Source organism: Microcoleus sp. CAWBG58, assembly GCF_020883045.1.
Classification (GTDB): Bacteria; Cyanobacteriota; Cyanobacteriia; order Cyanobacteriales; family Microcoleaceae; genus Microcoleus.
The window spans coordinates 49,185-68,096 of the sequence record NZ_JAHRFA010000029.1 but is presented as its reverse complement, the minus strand read 5'-3'; the positions used below and the strand labels follow the sequence as shown (position 1 = coordinate 68,096).

Genomic DNA, 18,912 nt, shown 5'->3' with positions numbered 1-18,912 from the left:
GCGACTTCGGGGAGGGTTGGGGTGGGGTAAAAAGATTTACGACTCCTGCAAGGATTGCTATAGGAGACCAATCTCTTCCCTAAACTCCCAAATAAATTACTGCGACAATGGGGAATCAAACTTGATATGTTAGAACAGTTGAAGTAGTTTTGCAAACAGTAAAGATGAATCGATTTGACCGTCAGTTGTGGGAAAAATTTATTGCAATCGCTCAGCCTTACTTTTATCCTTTAGAGCCTGGAGGAGGCAGGGTTTTTCTGGGATTAGTAGCGCTGTTGTTGATATTTCTCTTCGCTGCTATGTTTGTACTCGTTAGTGTTGTATGTTTGGGTGCTGCCGCTCTTTTTCCGGATTTTGTCAATAATATTGCTGCTGGGTTAGTTAGTTTGTTGCAACAGATTATTTATTCTCCAAAAATCATCATTGTTGCCTTGATGCTAATTATTCCTTTGAGCGCTTTTTTATTTTTTAAAGGCAGGTTGATAGCGCATTGGCAGTCGTGGTTTTTTTTGGCTTTATTGCTGTTATTGTCCCTATCTGTCAGCGGTTTGAATGTAATCATTAGTTACGTCAGTAGCTTTTTCAGCACAGCTCTAGCAAAGAAAGACCAGCTCAATTATTGGAAGTATCTTTTTGTATATGCAGGGGTTTTTGCAGCCGGCACTCCCATTGTGGTAATTTACGGCTACATGAAAGATAAAATGAGTCTCTACTGGCGACAGTGGATGACAAATAAGTTCCTCGACAAGTATTTTAAGAATCGGGCTTATTACGAAATAAATTCACACAAGGAAATCGACAATCCCGACCAAAGAATTTCTGAAGATGTCAAATCGTTTACTCATACAAGTTTGACATTTATGCTGGCGCTCCTGAGTTCAATAGTTAATATTATATCTTTCACGGGTATCCTGTGGTCAATCTCGAAACAACTTTCAATTTTCCTGGTTGTCTATGCTATCTTGGGGACGACCGCCAGTCTGATTTTCGGTCAAAAATTAGTGCCTCTTAATTTCGAACAACTTAAAGAAGAAGCTAATTTCCGCTACGGACTGGTTCACATTCGCGACAATGCTGAATCCATTGCCTTTTATGGAGGGGAAGAGCGAGAATCGATGCAAATAAAGCAGCGGTTCGTGGAAGTGTTCCGCAATTTTAATGTGCTAATTGGCTGGCAGCGAAATTTGGATTATTTTACAACTGGATATGGGTATGCTGTGGTGATTATTCCGGCTTTGTTTCTCGCTCCTGCTTATTTTGCCGACACAACCGATACGATCCAGTTTGGAGACATCACTCAGGCGGGTTTTGCTTTCCGTCAGATTTTAGCCGCTTTTTCACTGATTGTCAGTCGCATTGAACCGCTGAGTTCTTTTGCAGCTAGCATCAATCGTTTAACTGTATTTACAGATACTTTGGAAGCAGAAAAGGCGGTATCTCGTGCAGGAGGAACTACTATAGATGTCGTAGTAGATTCTCAGTTGACGCTGAAACGGGTTACTTTAGATACTCCGAAGCATCAAAAGACTTTGATTAAGGATTTGTCGGTGGCGGTGTCGCCGGGAGAAGGACTGTTAATTGTCGGTGAAAGCGGTTCTGGGAAGAGTTCTTTGCTGCGGGCTATTGCGGGTTTGTGGGACTCGGGAACGGGGCGTCTGGCGCGGCCGGAATTGGGAGAAATGCTGTTTTTGCCGCAGCGTCCTTATCTGATTTTGGGCAATTTGCGATCGCAACTTCTCTATCCCAACACCAGCAGCGAGGTTGATGAGGAACAATTGCGCCGCGTTTTGGCATTAGTCAACTTAGCAGATTTGCCGGACAGATTGGGCGGTTTTGATGAGGCTTTAGATTGGGTCGAGATTTTGTCCCTGGGAGAACAGCAGCGTTTAGCTTTTGCCAGATTGTTGTTGACGAAACCGCGATATGCTATTTTGGATGAGGCCACAAGTGCTTTGGATTTGAAGAACGAGCAACTTTTATACGAACAGTTGCAAGCAACTCAAACTACATTTGTGAGTGTGGGCCACCGATTGAGTTTGTTGAAATATCACCAGCAGGTTTTGGAACTTTTGGGTGATGGGAGTTGGCGACTGCTTTCAACCGAAAAATACCGCGATAGTACGAAGGTTTTTGGCTGATACAGCGCTGGTTTCAAAAATTGTGAATTTACTCTGTTTTTAGTTTTTGGTTCGCGGTGGGTGGCGGTACGGTTGGAGATTTATCGCGCAGGTGCTACAGATTAATCGCTCATCGCCTTGCCTCCACCCTACAAGACTTCGACGCTTGGTTGCATTCTTTTTTTGAAGTGGTATCAAAATGGATAATTTGGGTATAAATATCTCAAACGGCCCTCCAAGACCGACAAGCAAGCTGAAGATTGACTTATTCAATTGTTTGCCCGCGAGAACTCAGAGAATATAATAGAAGATAGATTTTTAGTACAGGCGAGATTCCTACCTTGACTACTCCGATTCCTCAAAACTTTGTGCAAACGATCGCTAAAGAGCGCGGTGTCACAGATGCCGAGTTAGAGACTGTGTTTATGGCTCTCGACGGTCAATCTACGGCTACCATCGCAACCAAGCTTGGCATTAGCGATATCGCCGTTCGCAAAAGACTAGGCGAAGTTTACAAAAAGTTTCAGATCGCGGGGAATGGCCCTGGAAAGCTCTCGGAATTGAGGCATCAGTTGCTGTTTTCCTACCACACCGAGCAGGGTTCGATTGATTTTAGTCAAGGTAAAGGCTCTCTATTCAATATGCCAATCCTCTCCGTTGGCGCAGCCCCCGTAGGGGCGGGCTTCGCTAACGGGCGCCGACAGGAAGATTGGGGCCAAGCACCGGATGTTGCGGTTTTTTACGGGCGGACTGAAGAATTAACTACTTTAAAGCAGTGGATTGTATCGGATAATTGTCGCGTAGTAGCGCTGCTGGGTTTGGCCGGTAGTGGGAAAACAACTCTGTCGGTGCAGTTGGCAAAACAGGTACAGCATGAGTTTGATTTTGTGATTTGGCGATCGCTGCGATCGACACCAACAGCATCCGACTTCCTCACTAGCTTAATTCAACTTTTTGCTAACCCACAAAAGTCCGATTTGCCGTTAGCGGACTCCTCGAAGACGATCGACTTTAACAGCAAAATTTCGCGCCTAGTCGAGTATCTGCGCCAGCAGCGATGTCTGATAATTTTAGACGATTTTGAAGCAGTGCTCAAACCAGAAGAACTAGCGGGACATTACCGCGAAGGCTGTGAAGGATATCGAGATTTAATTGTGCGGCTCTGTGAAGTCAATCACCAGAGCTGTGTTGTCCTAGTTAGTGCCGAAGAGCCTACGGAAATGGCTTTGCTAGCTGGAGAAAAAGTGCGCTTTTTAAAGCCTGCTATTTCCGAGGAAATAGCCCGAGATATTTTCAAAGAAAAAGGTTTGTCCGCCCAAGATAGAGAATGGGAAATCTTGTTAGCCCGGTACGGAGGCAATCTGTTAGCAATCAAGATTGTGGCGACAACGATTCATGAGTTTTTCGAGGGAAATGTTGTCAAGTTTTTGGAAGCGACGGCATTATTTATTGAAGAACACATCAGCAATTTGCTCGCGCAGCAGTTCGATCGAATGTCAAATTCAGAACAAGAGATTGCTTACTGGTTGGCTATTGCTCAAAGTCCGATTTCCCTAGCGAGTTTGCGAGAGCAGATGTTAGTCAATTCTTCCCTTTCCGATTTGCTAAAAAATCTCGATTCTCTCGGCCGTCGCTTTCTCATCGAAAAAATAAGTGAGAGCGGGCAAACTGTTTTTAGGCTTCAGCCTTTAATCGTGCAATATGTAAGTGAAAGATTAGTCGAGCAGATTCAAGCGGAGGTTTTGGAGACAGTCAAAACGCAAGGAATAGAAAGAATGTGGCTGTTAAAAACTCACAATCTTAGTAGGAGTGTTGCTCAACAAAAAGAAAGCAAAGAGGATCGCAGTCGCTCAATTGTAGAATTAGTTACAAATCGGTTGCAAGTATTGTTTCTGAAAACTGTAGGTTCGGAAGAACCGCTAAATATCCTGACGAAAGTTGCCTCGGGGCTGGAAGATAAATCGATGCTTGAGGTGGGATATGCTAGGGAAAATTTAGCTCAGATTATTTTAGGAATTCGGCGCTAGTATCAGATTCGGGAAATACACCTATTATGAAAAATACTGAATAGTATTTGTAGGGTATGGCTCAATCAAAAATCTGTAAATTCAATCGACTTTTCGAGCGATGACACACCTGATACGATAGTTGATACAACTAGCCCAAAAATTGTTTGGTCGGAATACTTTTTGTCAATGGTATAATAAACTTCGTTCGTTCGTTTGTAGTGCGGACTTAAGTCCGCAGCCGGAGAGCGGACTTAAGTCCGCACTACGAGCCGTTTTTGTTATGGCTATAGACCCGAAATAATACGATCGATCCACCGCAAATGTCAATCAAATAAATACAGCTCGACGCAGATTCATTTCAAATAAAAATAGTTTTTGAATGAGCGCAAGAAGTCTAAGGTGCGTCTCATTTTTGAAAAAAGCATTTTTTATTATAGTGCGATCGCGCTTGATGCTCCCGATGCGCGGTGCGGATCTATGAGATTGTCGATTTTTCTCGATAAATTTTCGAGGGCGACGCACCCTACGATTCTGTCAACTGTCAAGTAAGAGGGCGGGCACGGGGGCACCGCCCCTACAACTATTAACTCCTTTATGCGACAAAAAAACGATCGCCCTTTAACAAAAGCGATCGCTCTATTTTTAGCAACAACAGAATTGGATAAAATTATTTGACAATACCCAAAACCGATGCAGATTCAGATCCGGTAATTTTGCCCAAAGCAGGTACTGTTGGAGCCTGTGCAATTTTGGGTGCCAAAAATCCCTTCGCATAAATCTGAGGATTTTGTTGAACGATGAGGGTGTAAGATTGGCGGACTTCGGCGTTAACAGCCACAGTCTTCGCGTCGTAAACCTGCATCGCCATGTTCGGATAAAAACCAATGCCGACAATCGGGATCAAGAAGCAAAATGCGATCGCCACTTCGCGAGGTTGAGCATCGATAAACTTTGCATCACCAGGCAAAACGCAACTATTACCGAAACAAACCGCTTCATCCATATTCTCTCGCTGATTCCGCAAATCTAGATCTTCTAAATCGCAAGCTGCCAATGTTCCACAGTTGTAAAATAACTGTCGCAGCATCGAGAGCAAATAAATCGGTGTCAAAATCAGTCCCACTGCCGCCAGGAATATGATTACTGCACGGAAAGAAGTACCGTAAATATCGCTAGTTGCGACGCCCACAAACACTGAGAGTTCGCTAGCAAAACCGCTCATACCGGGGAGTGCCAAAGAAGCCATCGCGCCCGCCGTAAACAAGGCAAACACTTTCGGCATTACTTTCCCAATCTCGCCCATCTCGTCCATGATCATGGTATGGGTGCGATCGTAAGTCACGCCAGCCAGGAAAAACAATACTGAGGCGATCAAACCGTGGGAAATCATTTGCAGCAGCGCCCCGTTGATTCCCAAATCGGTGAAAGAAGCAATACCCAACAACACGAATCCCATGTGAGAAATCGACGAATTCGCCAAGCGGCGCTTCATGTTGGTTTGGCCGAAGGAGTTAAGCGCGCCGTAGATAATGTTAACTACGCCGAGCACCGCCATAATTGGCGCAAAGTAAACGTGTGCTTTCGGAAGCAGTTCCAAATTCAAACGAATCAGTCCGTAGCCGCCCATTTTCAGAAGCACGCCGGCCAGAATCATCGACACAGGAGAAGATGCTTCACCGTGGGCATCAGGCAGCCATGTGTGAAAAGGGAAAATCGCGAGTTTGACGCCGAAGGCAATCAACAATCCCGCATAAAGTAGGATTTCTAAACCTAGCGGATAGTCCTTCAAGCCCAGTTCTACCATGTCGAAGGTAACGTTTCCTCCGCCGTAGAATCCCATTGCTAGGGCAGCGACGAGAATAAAGATAGAAGCGCCGGCGGTGTAAATCAAGAATTTGGTAGCTGCGTAGCGACGGTTTTGTCCGCCCCAAATCGAGATTAGCAAGTACACCGGAATTAGTTCTAATTCCCAAACAATGAACAGCAACATGATGTCTTGGGCGACAAATACTCCGATTTGTGCCGAGTACATCACCAGCATTAGGAAGTAGAACAATCGTGGTTTGCGATCGACTTCCCATGCAGCAAAAATCGATAGCGTCGTCACCAATCCCGCCAATAACACTAGCGGCACTGACAATCCGTCAACCGAAATAGACCAGTTGAGACCTAAAGAAGGTATCCAGGGATACTGTTCAACGATTTGGAAACTAGAAATGCTCGGATCGTAGTGCGTCCAAAACACCCAACACATCAACACAAAATCTGCAATGCCTACGCCCAGGGCATACCAACGCACAGTTTTGCCGTCTGTATCGGGCAGAAAAGGGATGGCGAGGGCAGCTACGAGGGGTAGCATGACTATTGCGGTCAGCCAAGGAAATTGATCCGCTATCATGATATTGAGAATAAATACTTAGTTGAAAGTTACCACTATTGTAATACTTAAGTTTAATAAAAACTTAAGATTTGCAAATATTTGTTTTATATTAATGATAAAAAAATCTACTGCATAGATTTCCCAAAATGTCAAGATACTTAGGAGGTATTTATGTAGCTTGTTGAAAATCATCGAACAATCTCTGTAGGGCGCGCCGCCATTCTTTAAGCCCTTGCATGGCGATTTGAGGGCGACGCACCTGTTCCGCGTACTAGCGGTAATAATTAATTATTCTGTAGCACGAGTTTTTATGGCTGGCACTGTGACTCACGGTTTGGGGCAAGTCTTATTTGGGAAGTCACAGCTATAAATATAGGGTTTCTGCCAACTCAGAGGAATTTCTAATAAATCCCGGGTTCCCGTCATTCCCTGTCCCAGAAACAGCAATACAGCGATCGAGTTCAAGATGACATGGACTGTGCGCCAGCGATTCGATCGATCTTTGTAAATGTCTGGAACTATCGCCAGGGAGAAAACCATCAGCAACGCAGCGGCGATGCCAATGTAGTAGTGAGACCAATACCATTCATCGCTGCGCCGAAAAACGCCATCTTGAGCGCCAAGAATCACCAAGCCAGCACCCGTCAATGTCGCAAATGTGCCGCGCCAGATAGCAGGTGTCGATCGATATAACATGACCAAAGAGGCAATGGTAGCAACAAACATCAGAATAATGAAAATTACCTGAAACGAGTTTTTGCTCCAAACATCCTTGCTCAAAATATGCTCAAAAATTGGGTAGCCCAGACCCAACAGAGTTACTCCTACCACAGATCCCGACAGAATTTTACCTGCTTTGACGTGTTCGCCGCCGACTACAGGGGGAATTTTGCTCTTATCCCCAGAGGCAACTTGCTGGCGGCGCTGCCTAGTTTGCCAAGCCATATTCAGCACAATACCAAGCATCGGAAAAACGATCGCTACAGCCAAAACAGGATGCAGCAAACTCAGAAAATCTTTAATTTCCATAAAGCACCTTTTTGTTTTTAAACTGGATCAAACTAAACTTTTGAGATTTTGACGAAATCGATCGCCCGATCGCGATCGAACAAAACCCGAGGCTTCAACAAAATCGCACATCACAACCAGAGAGATTTTAACTTACCAGGAGCGCAAGAGCATTTCCATTAATTCGGACATACAAAAACTTGGTTTCTAGTCACCCGTGCGTAAGTCCTACAGTCAACAGTTGTTCGGCGAAAGATGCAATTAGACTGAAATCGGTCAATTGCGAGATCCATTTTTGTGGTATGGCAGATTCGCCGTAAAAAGCTCCCGCCAACTGTCCGTAAACTGCACCAGTTGTATCCGCATCGTCGCCCAAATTCACAGCCAACAAACACCCTTCGGCAAAAGAAGAACTGTTATAAAACGCCCAAAGAGCCGCCTCCAAAGACTTAACCACGTAACCAGTACCCTTAATTTCAGGAGGTTGTCTCCGTTTAAAAGAACCCGCCGCAATTTCATCAATTTCTGCCACCAGCGGGTGCGCGGCCCAATATTCGGCGATCGGACAATATCTTTCGGAAAGCAAAACTTCTTTACTAACTTTATTCACAGCCCCCGCAATTAAAGTACCGAAATAGCGGCAAGCATCGACGCAAGTAGCAGCACCGTGAGTGGTTCGAGAACTTGCTCCAGATTTTTCTATGACTTCTAAAGGATTTTTTGCATAAAACAAAGGTACGGGTGCCAAACGCATAATCGAACCATTTCCAGCAGCCCAAGCATCAGTAGAACCGCAGTAAGGCTTTTTTGTATCTTTAAAATGCCAAAGTGCTTCTTGCACCGTATTGCCAATATCAAAACACTTGCCTGTACTGCTCAAATGTCCATGTAGCCGCCACTTCAGATAAGTTTCTAATTGATGGACTGGATCGAAATCTTTTTTTTCAATCAAACTTTCAGCTAAACAAAGTGCCATCGAAGTATCATCCGTCCACTGTCCCGGTTGCAGGCGAAACGGGCCGCCACCAACCATATCTTTAATCGGCTCAAAGGTTCCGGGGCGACAAAACTCTAAAGTTGTTCCCAAAGCATCGCCAACTGCCAAACCGATTAGACTGCCGCGATAACGTTCTATTTGCTGCATGGTAATTTTCAGTTGATAGTTGACAGTTGACAGTTGACAGTTGAGGGCACTTGACAAAAGATATTGTAGGGTGCATCAGCAAGGGGCCTAATTTTCAGGTTAAAAGCCAGAAGTGGCTGACGCGCCCTACTACCAATGTGACTACTACCAATGTGACTGTCAAAATAAATGTTTTTTGCATTCATTGAGATGCTCCCGTGTAGACCTACTTTATTCTCTTAATTCTCTTTCTCTGCGTACTCTGCGCCCTCTGCGGTGAATCAAAAAAATCTTGTTCAAAAATGAAAGAAAATTGCCTTACCTGCGGTTAAAAATAAAAAAACCCGACTTTTCGCCCCAAAGGCTGAGGCCAAAGACGACTCAAGCTAATATTGATGTTAACCTTTCGCTACCCGAGATCGAACCGTCCCATGACACCCGATGCCTCCACAGCCGCTGCTGCTACCCCTCAATCAACACCCGAAGTTAGCTTAGATTTGCAAGTCCGACTCAAGACTGAAGACGGACAGCTATTGTTGCTACTTCCCCCAGAAACGAACAACGAACCCGCAACTGGTACGGCATCGACTTGGACTGAACTTTGCCAGCAGCTAAAAGTCAGGCTGAATGCTGGAGAACGCTTTTGGCAGCCGAATGCCGAAGTACAATTGATGGGCAGCGATCGACTTTTAGATATCCGCCAATTGCAAGAAATCGCCGATGCCCTCTTGGAAGCGGAACTGCAACTCAAACGAGTCCACACCAGCCGCCGCCAAACGGCCGTTGCCGCAGCTACGGCAGGCTATTCTGTAGAACAGCAGCCTCCGGTTTCTACCCTGAGTAAATCCGCCGACAAACCGCAATCGCTGGCGGAACCTTTATATTTGCAGATGACTGTGCGATCGGGCGTAGAAATTCGTCACCCAGGGACGATCGTACTTTTGGGAGACGTAAATCCCGGTGGCTCAGTCGTCGCCGGAGGCGATATCCTGGTTTGGGGCCGTTTGCGGGGCGTCGTGCACGCGGGTGCTGGCGGCAACACCAACAGCGTGATTATGACCTTGCAGATGGAACCGATGGTGATTAGGATTGCTAAATACGTTGCCAGAGGCCCAGAAGCCTCACCCGCTCAGTTTTTCCCGGAAGTCGCCTATGTGACGCCTCAGGGGATTCGGATCGGTAGAGCCTCTGATTTTGACAAATCGCAGTTAATGGGCGGTAATGGGTAATTGGTTATTAGTTATTAGTGATTGGTCAGAAGTGCGAGCGTCCCCGCTCGCAAACGTTATTGGTCATTAGTCATACTATTTCTATTTAAGTCTGCACTTGATAATTTGGGTTTTCGCTAAATCAGTGAATCAAGAAAAATTGAAAATTTCAGTGCAAATTTAGAGAGAAATCGTAGAACAATGAGAGTTATGAGTTTTGAGTGTGGAGTTGATTTAATGAATAACAGATTGCTGCTCAAATATCACAAAACAATTGCCAACGAATGACAAAAAACAAGAAAATTAATTGCTTGTGACTAATAACCAATAACCAATAACCAATAACCAATAACCAATAACCAATAACCAATAACCAATGACCAATGCCCAATGCCCAATGCCCAATGCCCAATGCCCAATGACTAATTCCAAATAAATCTAAAATCGCTTATGGCTCGCATTATTGTTGTTACATCAGGGAAAGGCGGAGTGGGAAAAACCACCTCCACAGCCAATCTCGGCATGGCTTTAGCCAAGCGGGGGCGTACAGTTGCGGTAATTGATGCCGATTTCGGCCTCAGAAATTTAGACTTGCTGCTGGGCTTAGAAAACCGCATTGTTTACACGGCATTAGAAGTTCTCGCCGGAGAGTGTCGCTTAGAGCAAGCTTTGGTGAAAGATAAGCGGCAGCCGCGCTTGGTGCTGTTGCCGGCGGCTCAAACTCGCATGAAGGATGCCATCAGCGCCGACCAAATGAAGCAGCTTGTGGGGATGTTGGGAGCAAAATATGACTATATTTTGATCGATTCTCCGGCTGGAATTGAGCAGGGTTTCCAAAATGCGATCGCCCCAGCGCAAGAAGGTATCATTGTCACGACTCCAGAAATCGCTGCTGTCCGCGATGCCGATCGAGTCATCGGCCTGCTGGAAGCCAACAATGTCAAGAAAATCAGGCTAATCGTCAACCGGATCAGGCCTGCAATGGTGCTGGCAAATGATATGATGTCGGTGCAAGACGTGCGAGAAATCCTTGCAATTCCGCTGTTAGGCGTCGTTCCCGACGACGAGCGGGTCATCGTTTCTACCAATCGAGGCGAACCATTAGTATTGTCGGAAACGACCTCTTTAGCTGGAACTGCCTTCGACAATATTGCCCGCCGTTTAGAAGGCGAAAAAGTTGATTTTTTAGATCTCACTCCTCGTCGGGAAACGTTTTTCACTCGCCTCCGCAAGTTTTTCAATACTAAAATTATGTGATGTGCTGCCCTATTGGCGATCGACCTTTAACAGCAGCCACTGCATCGCAAAAACTAGCCCAAAAATTCCCGGAGTAAAACCATTTCGCAAAAAGCATCAAACTGCTGCCCCCGACTCCAAACCAGACGGGAATAAATCATTCCCCAATCTAAAATTTCAAATCTAAAATCGACTGACTTTTTCTATGCCCAACCCTTGACAAAACCGCCTTAACTATGATATATACACTTCTCGAACGACTTTTCCCGCGCCTCCCTGACAACAGCCGCGACGATGTAAAACGCCGCCTCAAACTGGTTCTAGCCCACGATCGGTCAGAACTCAGCCCCGAAATGGTTGAGTCTATGCGCCGAGAAATTCTAGAGGTGGTATCTCGCTACGTAGAAATTGATACTACTGAGTCAGAGTTCGGTCTCGAAAGCGACCAGCGGGCAACATCACTGATCGCAAATCTGCCGATCCGGCGAGTTAGACCGGAAAATCCACCGGAAAATTTGCCCTATAAATTACCTGAGAAATCGCCGGAGAATCAACCCGAAAAGGTGGCTGAGTATGTACCGGAGTATGTAGTCGAAACTCTCCCCGAAACTAAAGAGGGATAGGAATTGGGATTTTCTGTTCGCTAAATGAGTGCGATCGGCTCGCCATTGAAATTAAACTATAGAAAACATATCGAGAACCCCGTCCTTTCAAGGCCCGGATGAAGGCTAGCCACAGCTTTTAAGCTGCCAGTCACCCAGCAAGATTTTGTTGTTGTCACGATATCTACAAAATGGTACAATATTTTGTAGAGTTGGTCAATAACCATGCTAAATCTCAGTTACGAGTACAAACTAAAGCCGACAAAAGAACAGATTTCTCAAATCGAACGAATTCTAGTGATTTGTAGTAAGGTCTGGAACTACGCATTGAGAGAACGGAAGGACTGGATTAACTCTCGTAAATGCTCGATTAATGCTTGCTCGATTGTGAACGAGTACATTATTCGTGCTGATGCTCCCTACCCAAATTATTATGTTCAGGCTGCCTTGCTCACTAAGGCTAAAGAGTTGTTTCCCGAACTAAAAACGGTTAACGCAAAAAGATGCTTCAACAGGTGTTAAGAAAGCTGGAGACAGCCTTCCTAGACATGAAGCGTAAGGGTATGGGGTTTCCGAGATTTAAAAGCAAATACCGAATGCGGTCATTTGTATTTCCTCAAATGCTCAAAAACTGCATCCAAGGAAATAGCATTAAGCTGCCACAATTAGGTGTTGTTGAGTTCATAAAATCTAGGGAGATTCCTAATGGGTTTGCAGTCAAACAAGCTCGAATCGTTCGTAAGGCTAGCGGATATTTCGTCATAATTTCACTAGAATGTGATGTTAATGTGCCTGAGCCTGTTGCAACTGGATATCCGATTGGCATAGATTTAGGCTTAGACCAATTTTTAGCAACCTCTGAGGGTAAATTAATTAAACGTCCTAAGTTTCTAGCAGTCGAACACCGCAAGCTGAAATTGCTGCAACGTCGGCTCAAGAACAAGAAGAAGGGATCTAACAACCGCCATAAGTTAAATCGAAAAATTGCTAGACTACATCAGCGTGTAACCGACACTAGAAAAGACTGGCATTTTAAATTGGCTCACGAAGTAGTAAAAGATGCGGGAATGATATTTGTTGAAGATATCGATTTTCGAGTTTGGGCTAAAGGTATGTTTTGCAAACACACTTTAGATGCTGGCTTTGGTCAATTTATTGCGATTCTTGCTTGGGTGTGCTGGAAGCGTGGGGTTTACTTTGAAAAAGTAAATAAGGATTTTACCTCTCAGGTATGCCCTAATTGTGATACGCATACTGGCAAGAAAGAGCTTAATAATCGAGTTCACACCTGTCCAGAATGCGGGTATACAACGCATCGAGATGTAGCAGCATCTCAAGTTATTCGTAATCGCGGATTATCCGCCGAGGGACGCTCGGTAGATATAAAAGAAATTGCCTGTGGAGATGGTCTGGCGGGGACTGGTAACAGTCTAGTTAAGAATCCGAGAAGCAGGAAAAAGAAGGCATGAAGGCGTGGCTAAAGCCCGCTTTCATGCAACCTTTGAGAATCCTCGCGCATTCATGCCGAGGAGTACGTCAACTCTCTACAATTAAAATCTTGTGGGGTGGGCTAAGATTGTCCGCCCCAAATATGTTATTTAAATAGCAAAAAGCTTGCCCTCTCGTTTGCGTTTGCATCAGAATCATGATTTTACCAGTGCGAGCTTAAGAGCTCGCAAGTTATCTCCTCTGGCGAGCGGGGACGATCGCACTTTCGACAATTCTGCTGTCACCGGATTTAATACGATCGCGGAAAACTCATCACTCAATCTTAATAACTAATTGCTCTTTCTAAAGCATCTTGTAACTGAAGTTCTAAAGGTCTATCCGAGCGAATTTGCAAACCAGGTAAATCGTGTTTCACTAACAGTTTTTCGCCTGTTTGGGCAGTGGAACTCGGCCAGAGCACCCAACGACTACCTGGTGTAAGAGTGCTTAAACTTGCAGAGTTTTGAGTCAGCCAAATTATCGATAGTTGCGATCGACTATCGATCGCATCTTCCCCAGCATTAACCGCCGCCAAGGTTTCCAAAACTACCCGGTTCCCCGATACAAGTCCGGTTCCGGCCGTCCAAAGTTTGACGTTTAACAGGCGCTTGCTAGCATAGAAGTAAAGAGACGCTGCTACTGTCACCGCTCGTTCAAATTCCTCTGGTTGCCACAATGCAGCGCTGTCGAGAGCAATAATAATTTCTTGACCGCCTGCTGCAACTTCTAACTCTCTCACCCGCAGTTCTCCGTAGCGGGCGCTGGTACGCCAGTGAATCAGGCGGGTGGGGTCTCCGTGACGGTAAGGTCTTAGGTTGCGGGTGAGGCCTTCGGTAGCGGTTTGCGATCGCAGGCGATCGTACAATTGCGGACTGTCTTCTTGACCGATGCGATCGATCAAAGGGCAAGTGCTCAACGGCAAAACCTGCGGGTAAACCACCGCCACCGCTTTTACCGGGCGGCTGCGACGGCACCAAAACAACCCTAAAGGCGCGGCAGTCCTCAAGTGCACCTCTTGCCAGCGATAGACGCCCCGCTGCCGGACTTCCAAGTAGTATGTATCCCTGTAGATACTTTTAGGCTCTACGATCTCGATCGGGCGGACAAGCTCTTTTCCCAATACAAACGGTAAGATGTCTACCACTTGCAACAAGGTTTTAGGTTGGCGGGCGCTATTTTCGATTTCTAGTTCCACGGTGATTTTATCGCCCGCACTCACAGGTTCGATCGGGTGGCGGCGCACTTCCAAGGAACGCAGCGATTTTGCAGGCAAAACCGCAGCTACTGCCAGCAGTGCCAAACTGCCACCGCTGAGCGCGTACAGCCACCCAGCCATTGTATTAGTAGCAGATCCAAAAAAGAACACCGTCATCCCTGAGAGCAGCCAACCCGCGTAGGCAGGAGTAACAGCCCGATTTTCGAGCCAATCGGCAATTTTGTGACGGATGTTCATAGAAGTTAAAATTGTTAATTACTCGATCGCCCATCAAGCCTAATTGTAAAATATTCTCAGCATTTGGCACCGAATTAGCAAGCGAGCGATTAGATTATAAATCGGGAATTTTTTCACTCATACCTTGACCCCGCCCAATAACGGATACAAGATCCCGACACTGAATCGCGCACGGTCAATCCCCAAATTTTAGACCATAGTTGAAACTCCCAGATTCAAACCTGCGAGTTAATCTAAAATCTAAAATCTAAAATCTAAAATCGACTGACTGGAGACTAAAAAATGAACCCATTAAACAATCCTACACCAGTTAAACCCGACCCTCAAGCCCGCCGCACCCCCCCGCCACCGCCACCCTTGGCTGCAACTCCTGCGCCACCACCACCACCCCCGGCGCCTGCTGCACACCCGCCGGCGCAGCAACAGCAGCAGCAACAGCAGCATCATCATCAGCGGGCTGTTGAGACTCCCATAAGTACGATCGAACAAATGGTCAGAGATGCCCATAGCGCCTCGGCTTCCGATATTCACATTCGAGTCGGCCAAGTACCTCGATTTCGGATTCGCGGCGTGATGCAAGTAGCAACCACCCACCCCAAAGTCACGCCAGAAATTTTTGAACAATACTTAGCCGAAATTCTCACCCCCGAACAGCGAAAACAGTTTGCAACTACCAAGGAATTAGATTCAGCAATTTTTTACCCAGGCTTCGTGCGGTGTCGGCTAAACTGTTTTGATTCCCTCAGCGGCGGCGCCCTAGTATTGCGGTTAATCAGTTTAGAAATACCCACTATCGACTCCTTGAGGTTGCCCGACGTTCTCAAAAAGATCATTTTGCGATCGCAAGGATTAATTTTGATTACAGGGCCTACGGGTTCAGGGAAATCGACAACAGTAGCTGCGATGATCGACCACCTCAATCAGACGGAACAGAAGCACGTAGTTACAATTGAAGACCCGATCGAATTCATTCACCCTTCTAAAAAATGCTTGGTCAGCCAGCGGGAAGTCGGCTTGCACACCCACGAGTTCCAGCAGGCTTTGCGGGCAGTTTTGCGGGAAGACCCCGATGTCATCCTGATCGGGGAAATGCGCGATCGCGTTACCATCAATACAGCCTTGCAAGCAGCTCAAACTGGTCACTTAGTATTGGGAACCCTCCACACTCGCAGCGCCATCAACGCTCTTAACCGCTTGTTAAACCTCTACCCGCCCGAGGAACAGCAGGCAATGCGGATTCAAATTTGCGATTCTTTAGTAGCAGTAATTGCCCAACTTTTGCTGCCAACAGTTGACAACCGCCGCGTCGCAGTTCACGATATTTTGGTGAACACGCCAGCCATGCACGATTACTTGATGAAAGGTGATGATGATGAAGCTTTCCGGTTGATGCAAAATGACACCTACGAAGGCATGAAGATTATCAACCAGGATCTTTACAAACTCGTACTTGAAGGTAGAGTGACAATCGAAGAAGCCACAAAAACTTCTCCCGAAGCCAGCGATTTAGACCGCCGCTTGCGGACAGGAGGCTACGAAGTTGGGTCGGCTCGAGACTTTGAAGGTAGCAAAAAAGAAAGGAGCGTTCGCGCCTAGCCTAATAGCAACATACATACAGGGGTAGGCACAGCAAGCCTACCCCACAAATTAATACCATTTAACGCACTTGCCATCTAGGTTGTAGGACTGCTACTTTGAGAGAGTTCAGGGAGCGCTGCGACTAATACCTTCAGCATATAGTCATCGCTCATAAAAATCAATACCGGATGCGGGAAACAAGCGTGACTTTAGTCCTTCCTAGGGAAGCGGCTCGGGGGACTTCAGTCAAGAGTGTTCTTTCTTTGCTATTTCTATTAAAATATTGTATTACGATCGAGAAGTGAGTAAGAACAACCATCTACGTGTTGAAACATCCTAGTTGGCGTGAAATTCCCGTCCCTGGAAACAACGGAAAGAGTGCAAACTTGATGACAGTATGACAGTAAAGGGCAAGTAATAGTAGGTTGTTGAGCGTACCGCATGAAGGCCGAGCGTGATGGACTTGGAAAGCGTTGAAACAGTAAAAGTAACTGGAAACCTAAATTAAATTTAGGTGACTAAGTAGACGGCGTTTGATGGTCGTAGCGGGAGTAAAACTTAAAGCTTACTTTGTCAGCAGAATCTCAGCGGCTTTAGCCCGCTCGAGTATCAACGCAGCCCGTCTCATTTTATGGACTAAACTGCGTTTTTTACGTGAGGATTGTCGATTGAGGGCATTGAGGGCGAACCGTCGTAAAACGGCCAGGTTCTGGGGATCAGGCATCGACCGAACGCGACAGGCATCTTCGCTAAAGGTGACATCGAGAACCCAATGTTGTGAGTTCTCAATGCCACAATGCTGGCGAATGGCACCGCCAATGCGTGGGTTATCGGCGTCCAGACTCGTGAGATAAAACTGGATCTCATGGGTGGTTTTGTTCCAAAATTGACGCGTTCGTTCCACATGGCCGGATTCCACCGTGTAGTCTGCACTTTTGGGTAAGGTGTTCTCAGTCTGTGCCGTCTCAAACCACGTCTGAACTTGCTGGAAGAGGGTGGGATGATTCTTTTTTGGCGTTGCTTAATCATGGTATGAAAAAAATAAGTTTAAAATCCAAAACCTTTGTGGATACTGGTTTCTATGACAGACCTATTTAGCCTTTCATACCGTAAATCAGCAACGCCCCCAGTTATCGAAGGCGGCTTCCATCTGTTTGGGGTGGAGACGTTCAATCACCCGCCGAAAGCTATCTGGGCTGGGGATGCCATTGGGGAGTGCTAAGAAGGTGGAGAGCCAAGCTTGTTTGCTACTGCCATAGAGTTCCACCATGGCTTAAGAGCTTTGTCCGCCTGCAATGGTGGAGAGAATCGCCACGATCAGAATATCGGATAAAGGATGCCATTGTCCCCGTTCGACTCGCTCGATCTTCGACGGATTTAAAACAGTCTACTAATCCTTGGCTTAAGGCTGATATTTCTAAGGGAACCGCACGAGGTGTGGGCAGCTCAACAGCGGGCAGCGGGCGCAAATCCTTGAGACATAACGGTAACCAAGAGGTGGGAATACCCTCCAGTGTTACCTTGTGTCAGCCTCGAAGCGAGGAAATCTAACAAACCTTTAGCATTGCACCTTTAACCTCAGTATCTGGCTTATTAATCTGTATCCTGAGCTACTATTTAACGTGCGCTTACCCTGCCTACAGTTAGCTACTATTTCGCTGATTTCTGTGCCTTTTTTTCCGATTCTACAGATTGCAAAGCTTCGTCCAGAATTGCCCGAGCTTCCTCAGCTTTGCCCCTAGCTTCTCGATAGCGGACATTAGCTTGAGCGAAGTTTTTGAGAACCTTAAAACCGTCTTTCAGACGACCAATTTCCTCCGCAGTCACAGGCTCATCTGTAAACAAAATATCGATCGCCTCCCGGATTTTTAGGGCTTCTTCCCGCGATTCCATCACCTTCAATTTGAGACTTGCCAAATTGCTCAAAATCTGCACTGCTTCAGTAATTGCGTCCTCGCCGTCAGACACAGCAGCATCTTCGATAACTTCAACAAACTGCTTTGGCCCAAATCCTTCTGCGAGCTCTGTAGGTAGCTTACCTTCATCCATCAGCAGCATCAGCTTATCCATTGCTTCTTCGCGGGCTTTCGCTGAATCTTTCCCTTTGACGGTTAAAATAATTTCGGGGCTTTGAGGAAGTGTATAACGAACCATATTTTGACCACAAGTATGCGAAAACAATTGAATGATATTTTATTTTATCTTGATTCGATCGCCTGTTGCAGCTATCCATCGGCCCCCTTACCAGAAAGAATTGGTTGAAAGCCCGCCCGCCGGAGTGGGAGAAATTAAAATCGGACTATTGATTACTTCAATCCTCTTTCTTCTAAGTAGAGGTCGCTCTCAAACTGTCAACTGTCAACTGTCAACTGTCAACTGTTGAACAATCGCTTGTCAAAAGTTGACACACATACACTCAAAAAGGAATCCTCGACCATGAAAGATAAAATTCTTAACTTCCTCAACTTGATTTTAGTCGCTGATGTGTTTTTCGTCTTGGCGATTTTTGCGTGGTTTGCGATCGCCGTTGCAGGGCGATCGACTGGCGTAAATCTCGGTTTCGATTTATGGTACAGTCTTTGGCAGCCCGTATTTAATCCTGCCCTCGGTATTCTCATGGGCGGTGCAATTCTCAGCGGTATCGTTAACCAAGTTTCTAAACGCCTCAATCCCAAGTAAAATTTATGTTGTATTTGAGACGGTGATTTGG

Annotated in this window: 17 protein-coding genes and 2 pseudogenes; 11 read left to right on the top strand and 8 right to left on the bottom strand. The window is 46.0% G+C overall.

Annotated features, from left to right (window positions below; genetic code table 11):
• Positions 1–164: 164 nt before the first annotated feature.
• From QZ918_RS15280 to QZ918_RS15270, 3 genes are all read left to right on the top strand, one after another.
• Complete coding sequence (locus QZ918_RS15280) at positions 165–2,138, top strand: ABC transporter ATP-binding protein/permease (RefSeq protein WP_293336402.1); 1,974 nt, start codon at positions 165–167, stop codon at positions 2,136–2,138.
• Between the two features lie 320 nt (positions 2,139–2,458).
• Positions 2,459–4,144: an NB-ARC domain-containing protein gene (locus QZ918_RS15275; RefSeq protein WP_293336400.1), complete on the top strand. Its 1,686-nt coding sequence runs from the start codon at positions 2,459–2,461 to the stop codon at positions 4,142–4,144.
• A gap of 357 nt (positions 4,145–4,501) precedes the next feature.
• Positions 4,502–4,675 carry a hypothetical protein gene (locus tag QZ918_RS15270; protein ID WP_293336398.1) on the top strand — a complete coding sequence of 58 codons (174 nt, stop codon included), beginning with the start codon at positions 4,502–4,504 and terminating at the stop codon, positions 4,673–4,675.
• 118 nt (positions 4,676–4,793) lie between these two features.
• Here the strand turns inward: QZ918_RS15270 and QZ918_RS15265 are convergent, their stop codons facing one another.
• The 4 genes from QZ918_RS15265 to QZ918_RS15250 form a co-directional block, all read right to left on the bottom strand.
• The gene (locus tag QZ918_RS15265; protein WP_293336396.1) at positions 4,794–6,524 is read right to left on the bottom strand and encodes an NAD(P)H-quinone oxidoreductase subunit 4; all 1,731 of its coding nucleotides are present in this window, start codon (positions 6,522–6,524) and stop codon (positions 4,794–4,796) included.
• A gap of 309 nt (positions 6,525–6,833) precedes the next feature.
• Positions 6,834–7,535 (bottom strand): DUF4079 domain-containing protein, encoded by a 702-nt coding sequence (locus QZ918_RS15260; RefSeq protein WP_363318754.1) that lies wholly within the window; start codon positions 7,533–7,535, stop codon positions 6,834–6,836.
• A 190-nt stretch (positions 7,536–7,725) separates the two neighbouring features.
• Positions 7,726–8,715 (bottom strand): ADP-ribosylglycohydrolase family protein, encoded by a 990-nt coding sequence (locus tag QZ918_RS15255; protein ID WP_367275349.1) that lies wholly within the window; start codon positions 8,713–8,715, stop codon positions 7,726–7,728.
• The gene (locus QZ918_RS15250; protein WP_293336394.1) at positions 8,667–8,843 is read right to left on the bottom strand and encodes a hypothetical protein; all 177 of its coding nucleotides are present in this window, start codon (positions 8,841–8,843) and stop codon (positions 8,667–8,669) included. Before QZ918_RS15250 ends, QZ918_RS15255 begins: the two co-directional genes overlap by 49 nt.
• A gap of 225 nt (positions 8,844–9,068) precedes the next feature.
• On the opposite strand from QZ918_RS15250, the gene minC reads away from it, so the two are divergent.
• The 5 genes and pseudogenes from minC (at position 9,069) to QZ918_RS15225 (ending at position 13,465) form a co-directional block, all read left to right on the top strand.
• Entirely contained in the window at positions 9,069–9,866 is a 798-nt protein-coding gene (gene minC / locus QZ918_RS15245) for a septum site-determining protein MinC (RefSeq protein ID WP_293143550.1), read from the top strand.
• A 429-nt stretch (positions 9,867–10,295) separates the two neighbouring features.
• Positions 10,296–11,102, top strand: coding sequence for a septum site-determining protein MinD (gene minD / locus QZ918_RS15240; RefSeq protein ID WP_293143547.1), 807 nt, complete (start codon positions 10,296–10,298; stop codon positions 11,100–11,102).
• 215 nt (positions 11,103–11,317) lie between these two features.
• Positions 11,318–11,704 carry a cell division topological specificity factor MinE gene (gene minE / locus QZ918_RS15235; protein WP_293336392.1) on the top strand — a complete coding sequence of 129 codons (387 nt, stop codon included), beginning with the start codon at positions 11,318–11,320 and terminating at the stop codon, positions 11,702–11,704.
• A gap of 204 nt (positions 11,705–11,908) precedes the next feature.
• Positions 11,909–13,152: pseudogene (locus QZ918_RS15230) on the top strand (transposase).
• A 145-nt stretch (positions 13,153–13,297) separates the two neighbouring features.
• A complete protein-coding gene (locus QZ918_RS15225) occupies positions 13,298–13,465 on the top strand; it encodes a hypothetical protein (protein ID WP_293336390.1) in 168 nt (55 codons plus the stop codon).
• On the opposite strand, the gene QZ918_RS15220 is transcribed toward QZ918_RS15225, so the two are convergent.
• On the bottom strand, positions 13,455–14,624 hold the full coding sequence (locus tag QZ918_RS15220; protein ID WP_293336388.1) for a DUF58 domain-containing protein: 1,170 nt from the start codon (positions 14,622–14,624) through the stop codon (positions 13,455–13,457). The two genes, QZ918_RS15225 and QZ918_RS15220, sit on opposite strands and share 11 nt — an antisense overlap.
• A 282-nt stretch (positions 14,625–14,906) precedes the next feature.
• Here QZ918_RS15220 and QZ918_RS15215 point away from each other — a divergent pair, with 282 nt between their 5' ends.
• Positions 14,907–16,220 carry a type IV pilus twitching motility protein PilT gene (locus QZ918_RS15215; RefSeq protein ID WP_293336386.1) on the top strand — a complete coding sequence of 438 codons (1,314 nt, stop codon included), beginning with the start codon at positions 14,907–14,909 and terminating at the stop codon, positions 16,218–16,220.
• Between the two features lie 547 nt (positions 16,221–16,767).
• On the opposite strand, the pseudogene QZ918_RS15210 reads toward QZ918_RS15215, so the two are convergent.
• The 3 genes and pseudogenes from QZ918_RS15210 to QZ918_RS15200 form a co-directional block, all read right to left on the bottom strand.
• Positions 16,768–17,106: pseudogene (locus QZ918_RS15210) on the bottom strand (ISAs1 family transposase); the annotation flags it as partial.
• A 210-nt stretch (positions 17,107–17,316) separates the two neighbouring features.
• Entirely contained in the window at positions 17,317–17,472 is a 156-nt protein-coding gene (locus tag QZ918_RS15205; RefSeq protein ID WP_293143535.1) for a transposase family protein, read from the bottom strand.
• Between the two features lie 380 nt (positions 17,473–17,852).
• Positions 17,853–18,356, bottom strand: a complete 504-nt coding sequence (locus QZ918_RS15200; protein WP_293336384.1) for a hypothetical protein — start codon at positions 18,354–18,356, stop codon at positions 17,853–17,855.
• A 31-nt stretch (positions 18,357–18,387) separates the two neighbouring features.
• On the opposite strand from QZ918_RS15200, the gene QZ918_RS15195 reads away from it, so the two are divergent.
• Both QZ918_RS15195 and QZ918_RS15190 read left to right on the top strand, forming a co-directional pair.
• Positions 18,388–18,585, top strand: a complete 198-nt coding sequence (locus QZ918_RS15195) for a hypothetical protein (protein ID WP_293336382.1) — start codon at positions 18,388–18,390, stop codon at positions 18,583–18,585.
• 8 nt (positions 18,586–18,593) lie between these two features.
• On the top strand, positions 18,594–18,881 hold the full coding sequence (locus QZ918_RS15190; RefSeq protein ID WP_524538436.1) for a DUF8620 family protein: 288 nt from the start codon (positions 18,594–18,596) through the stop codon (positions 18,879–18,881).
• Positions 18,882–18,912: the final 31 nt, after the last annotated feature.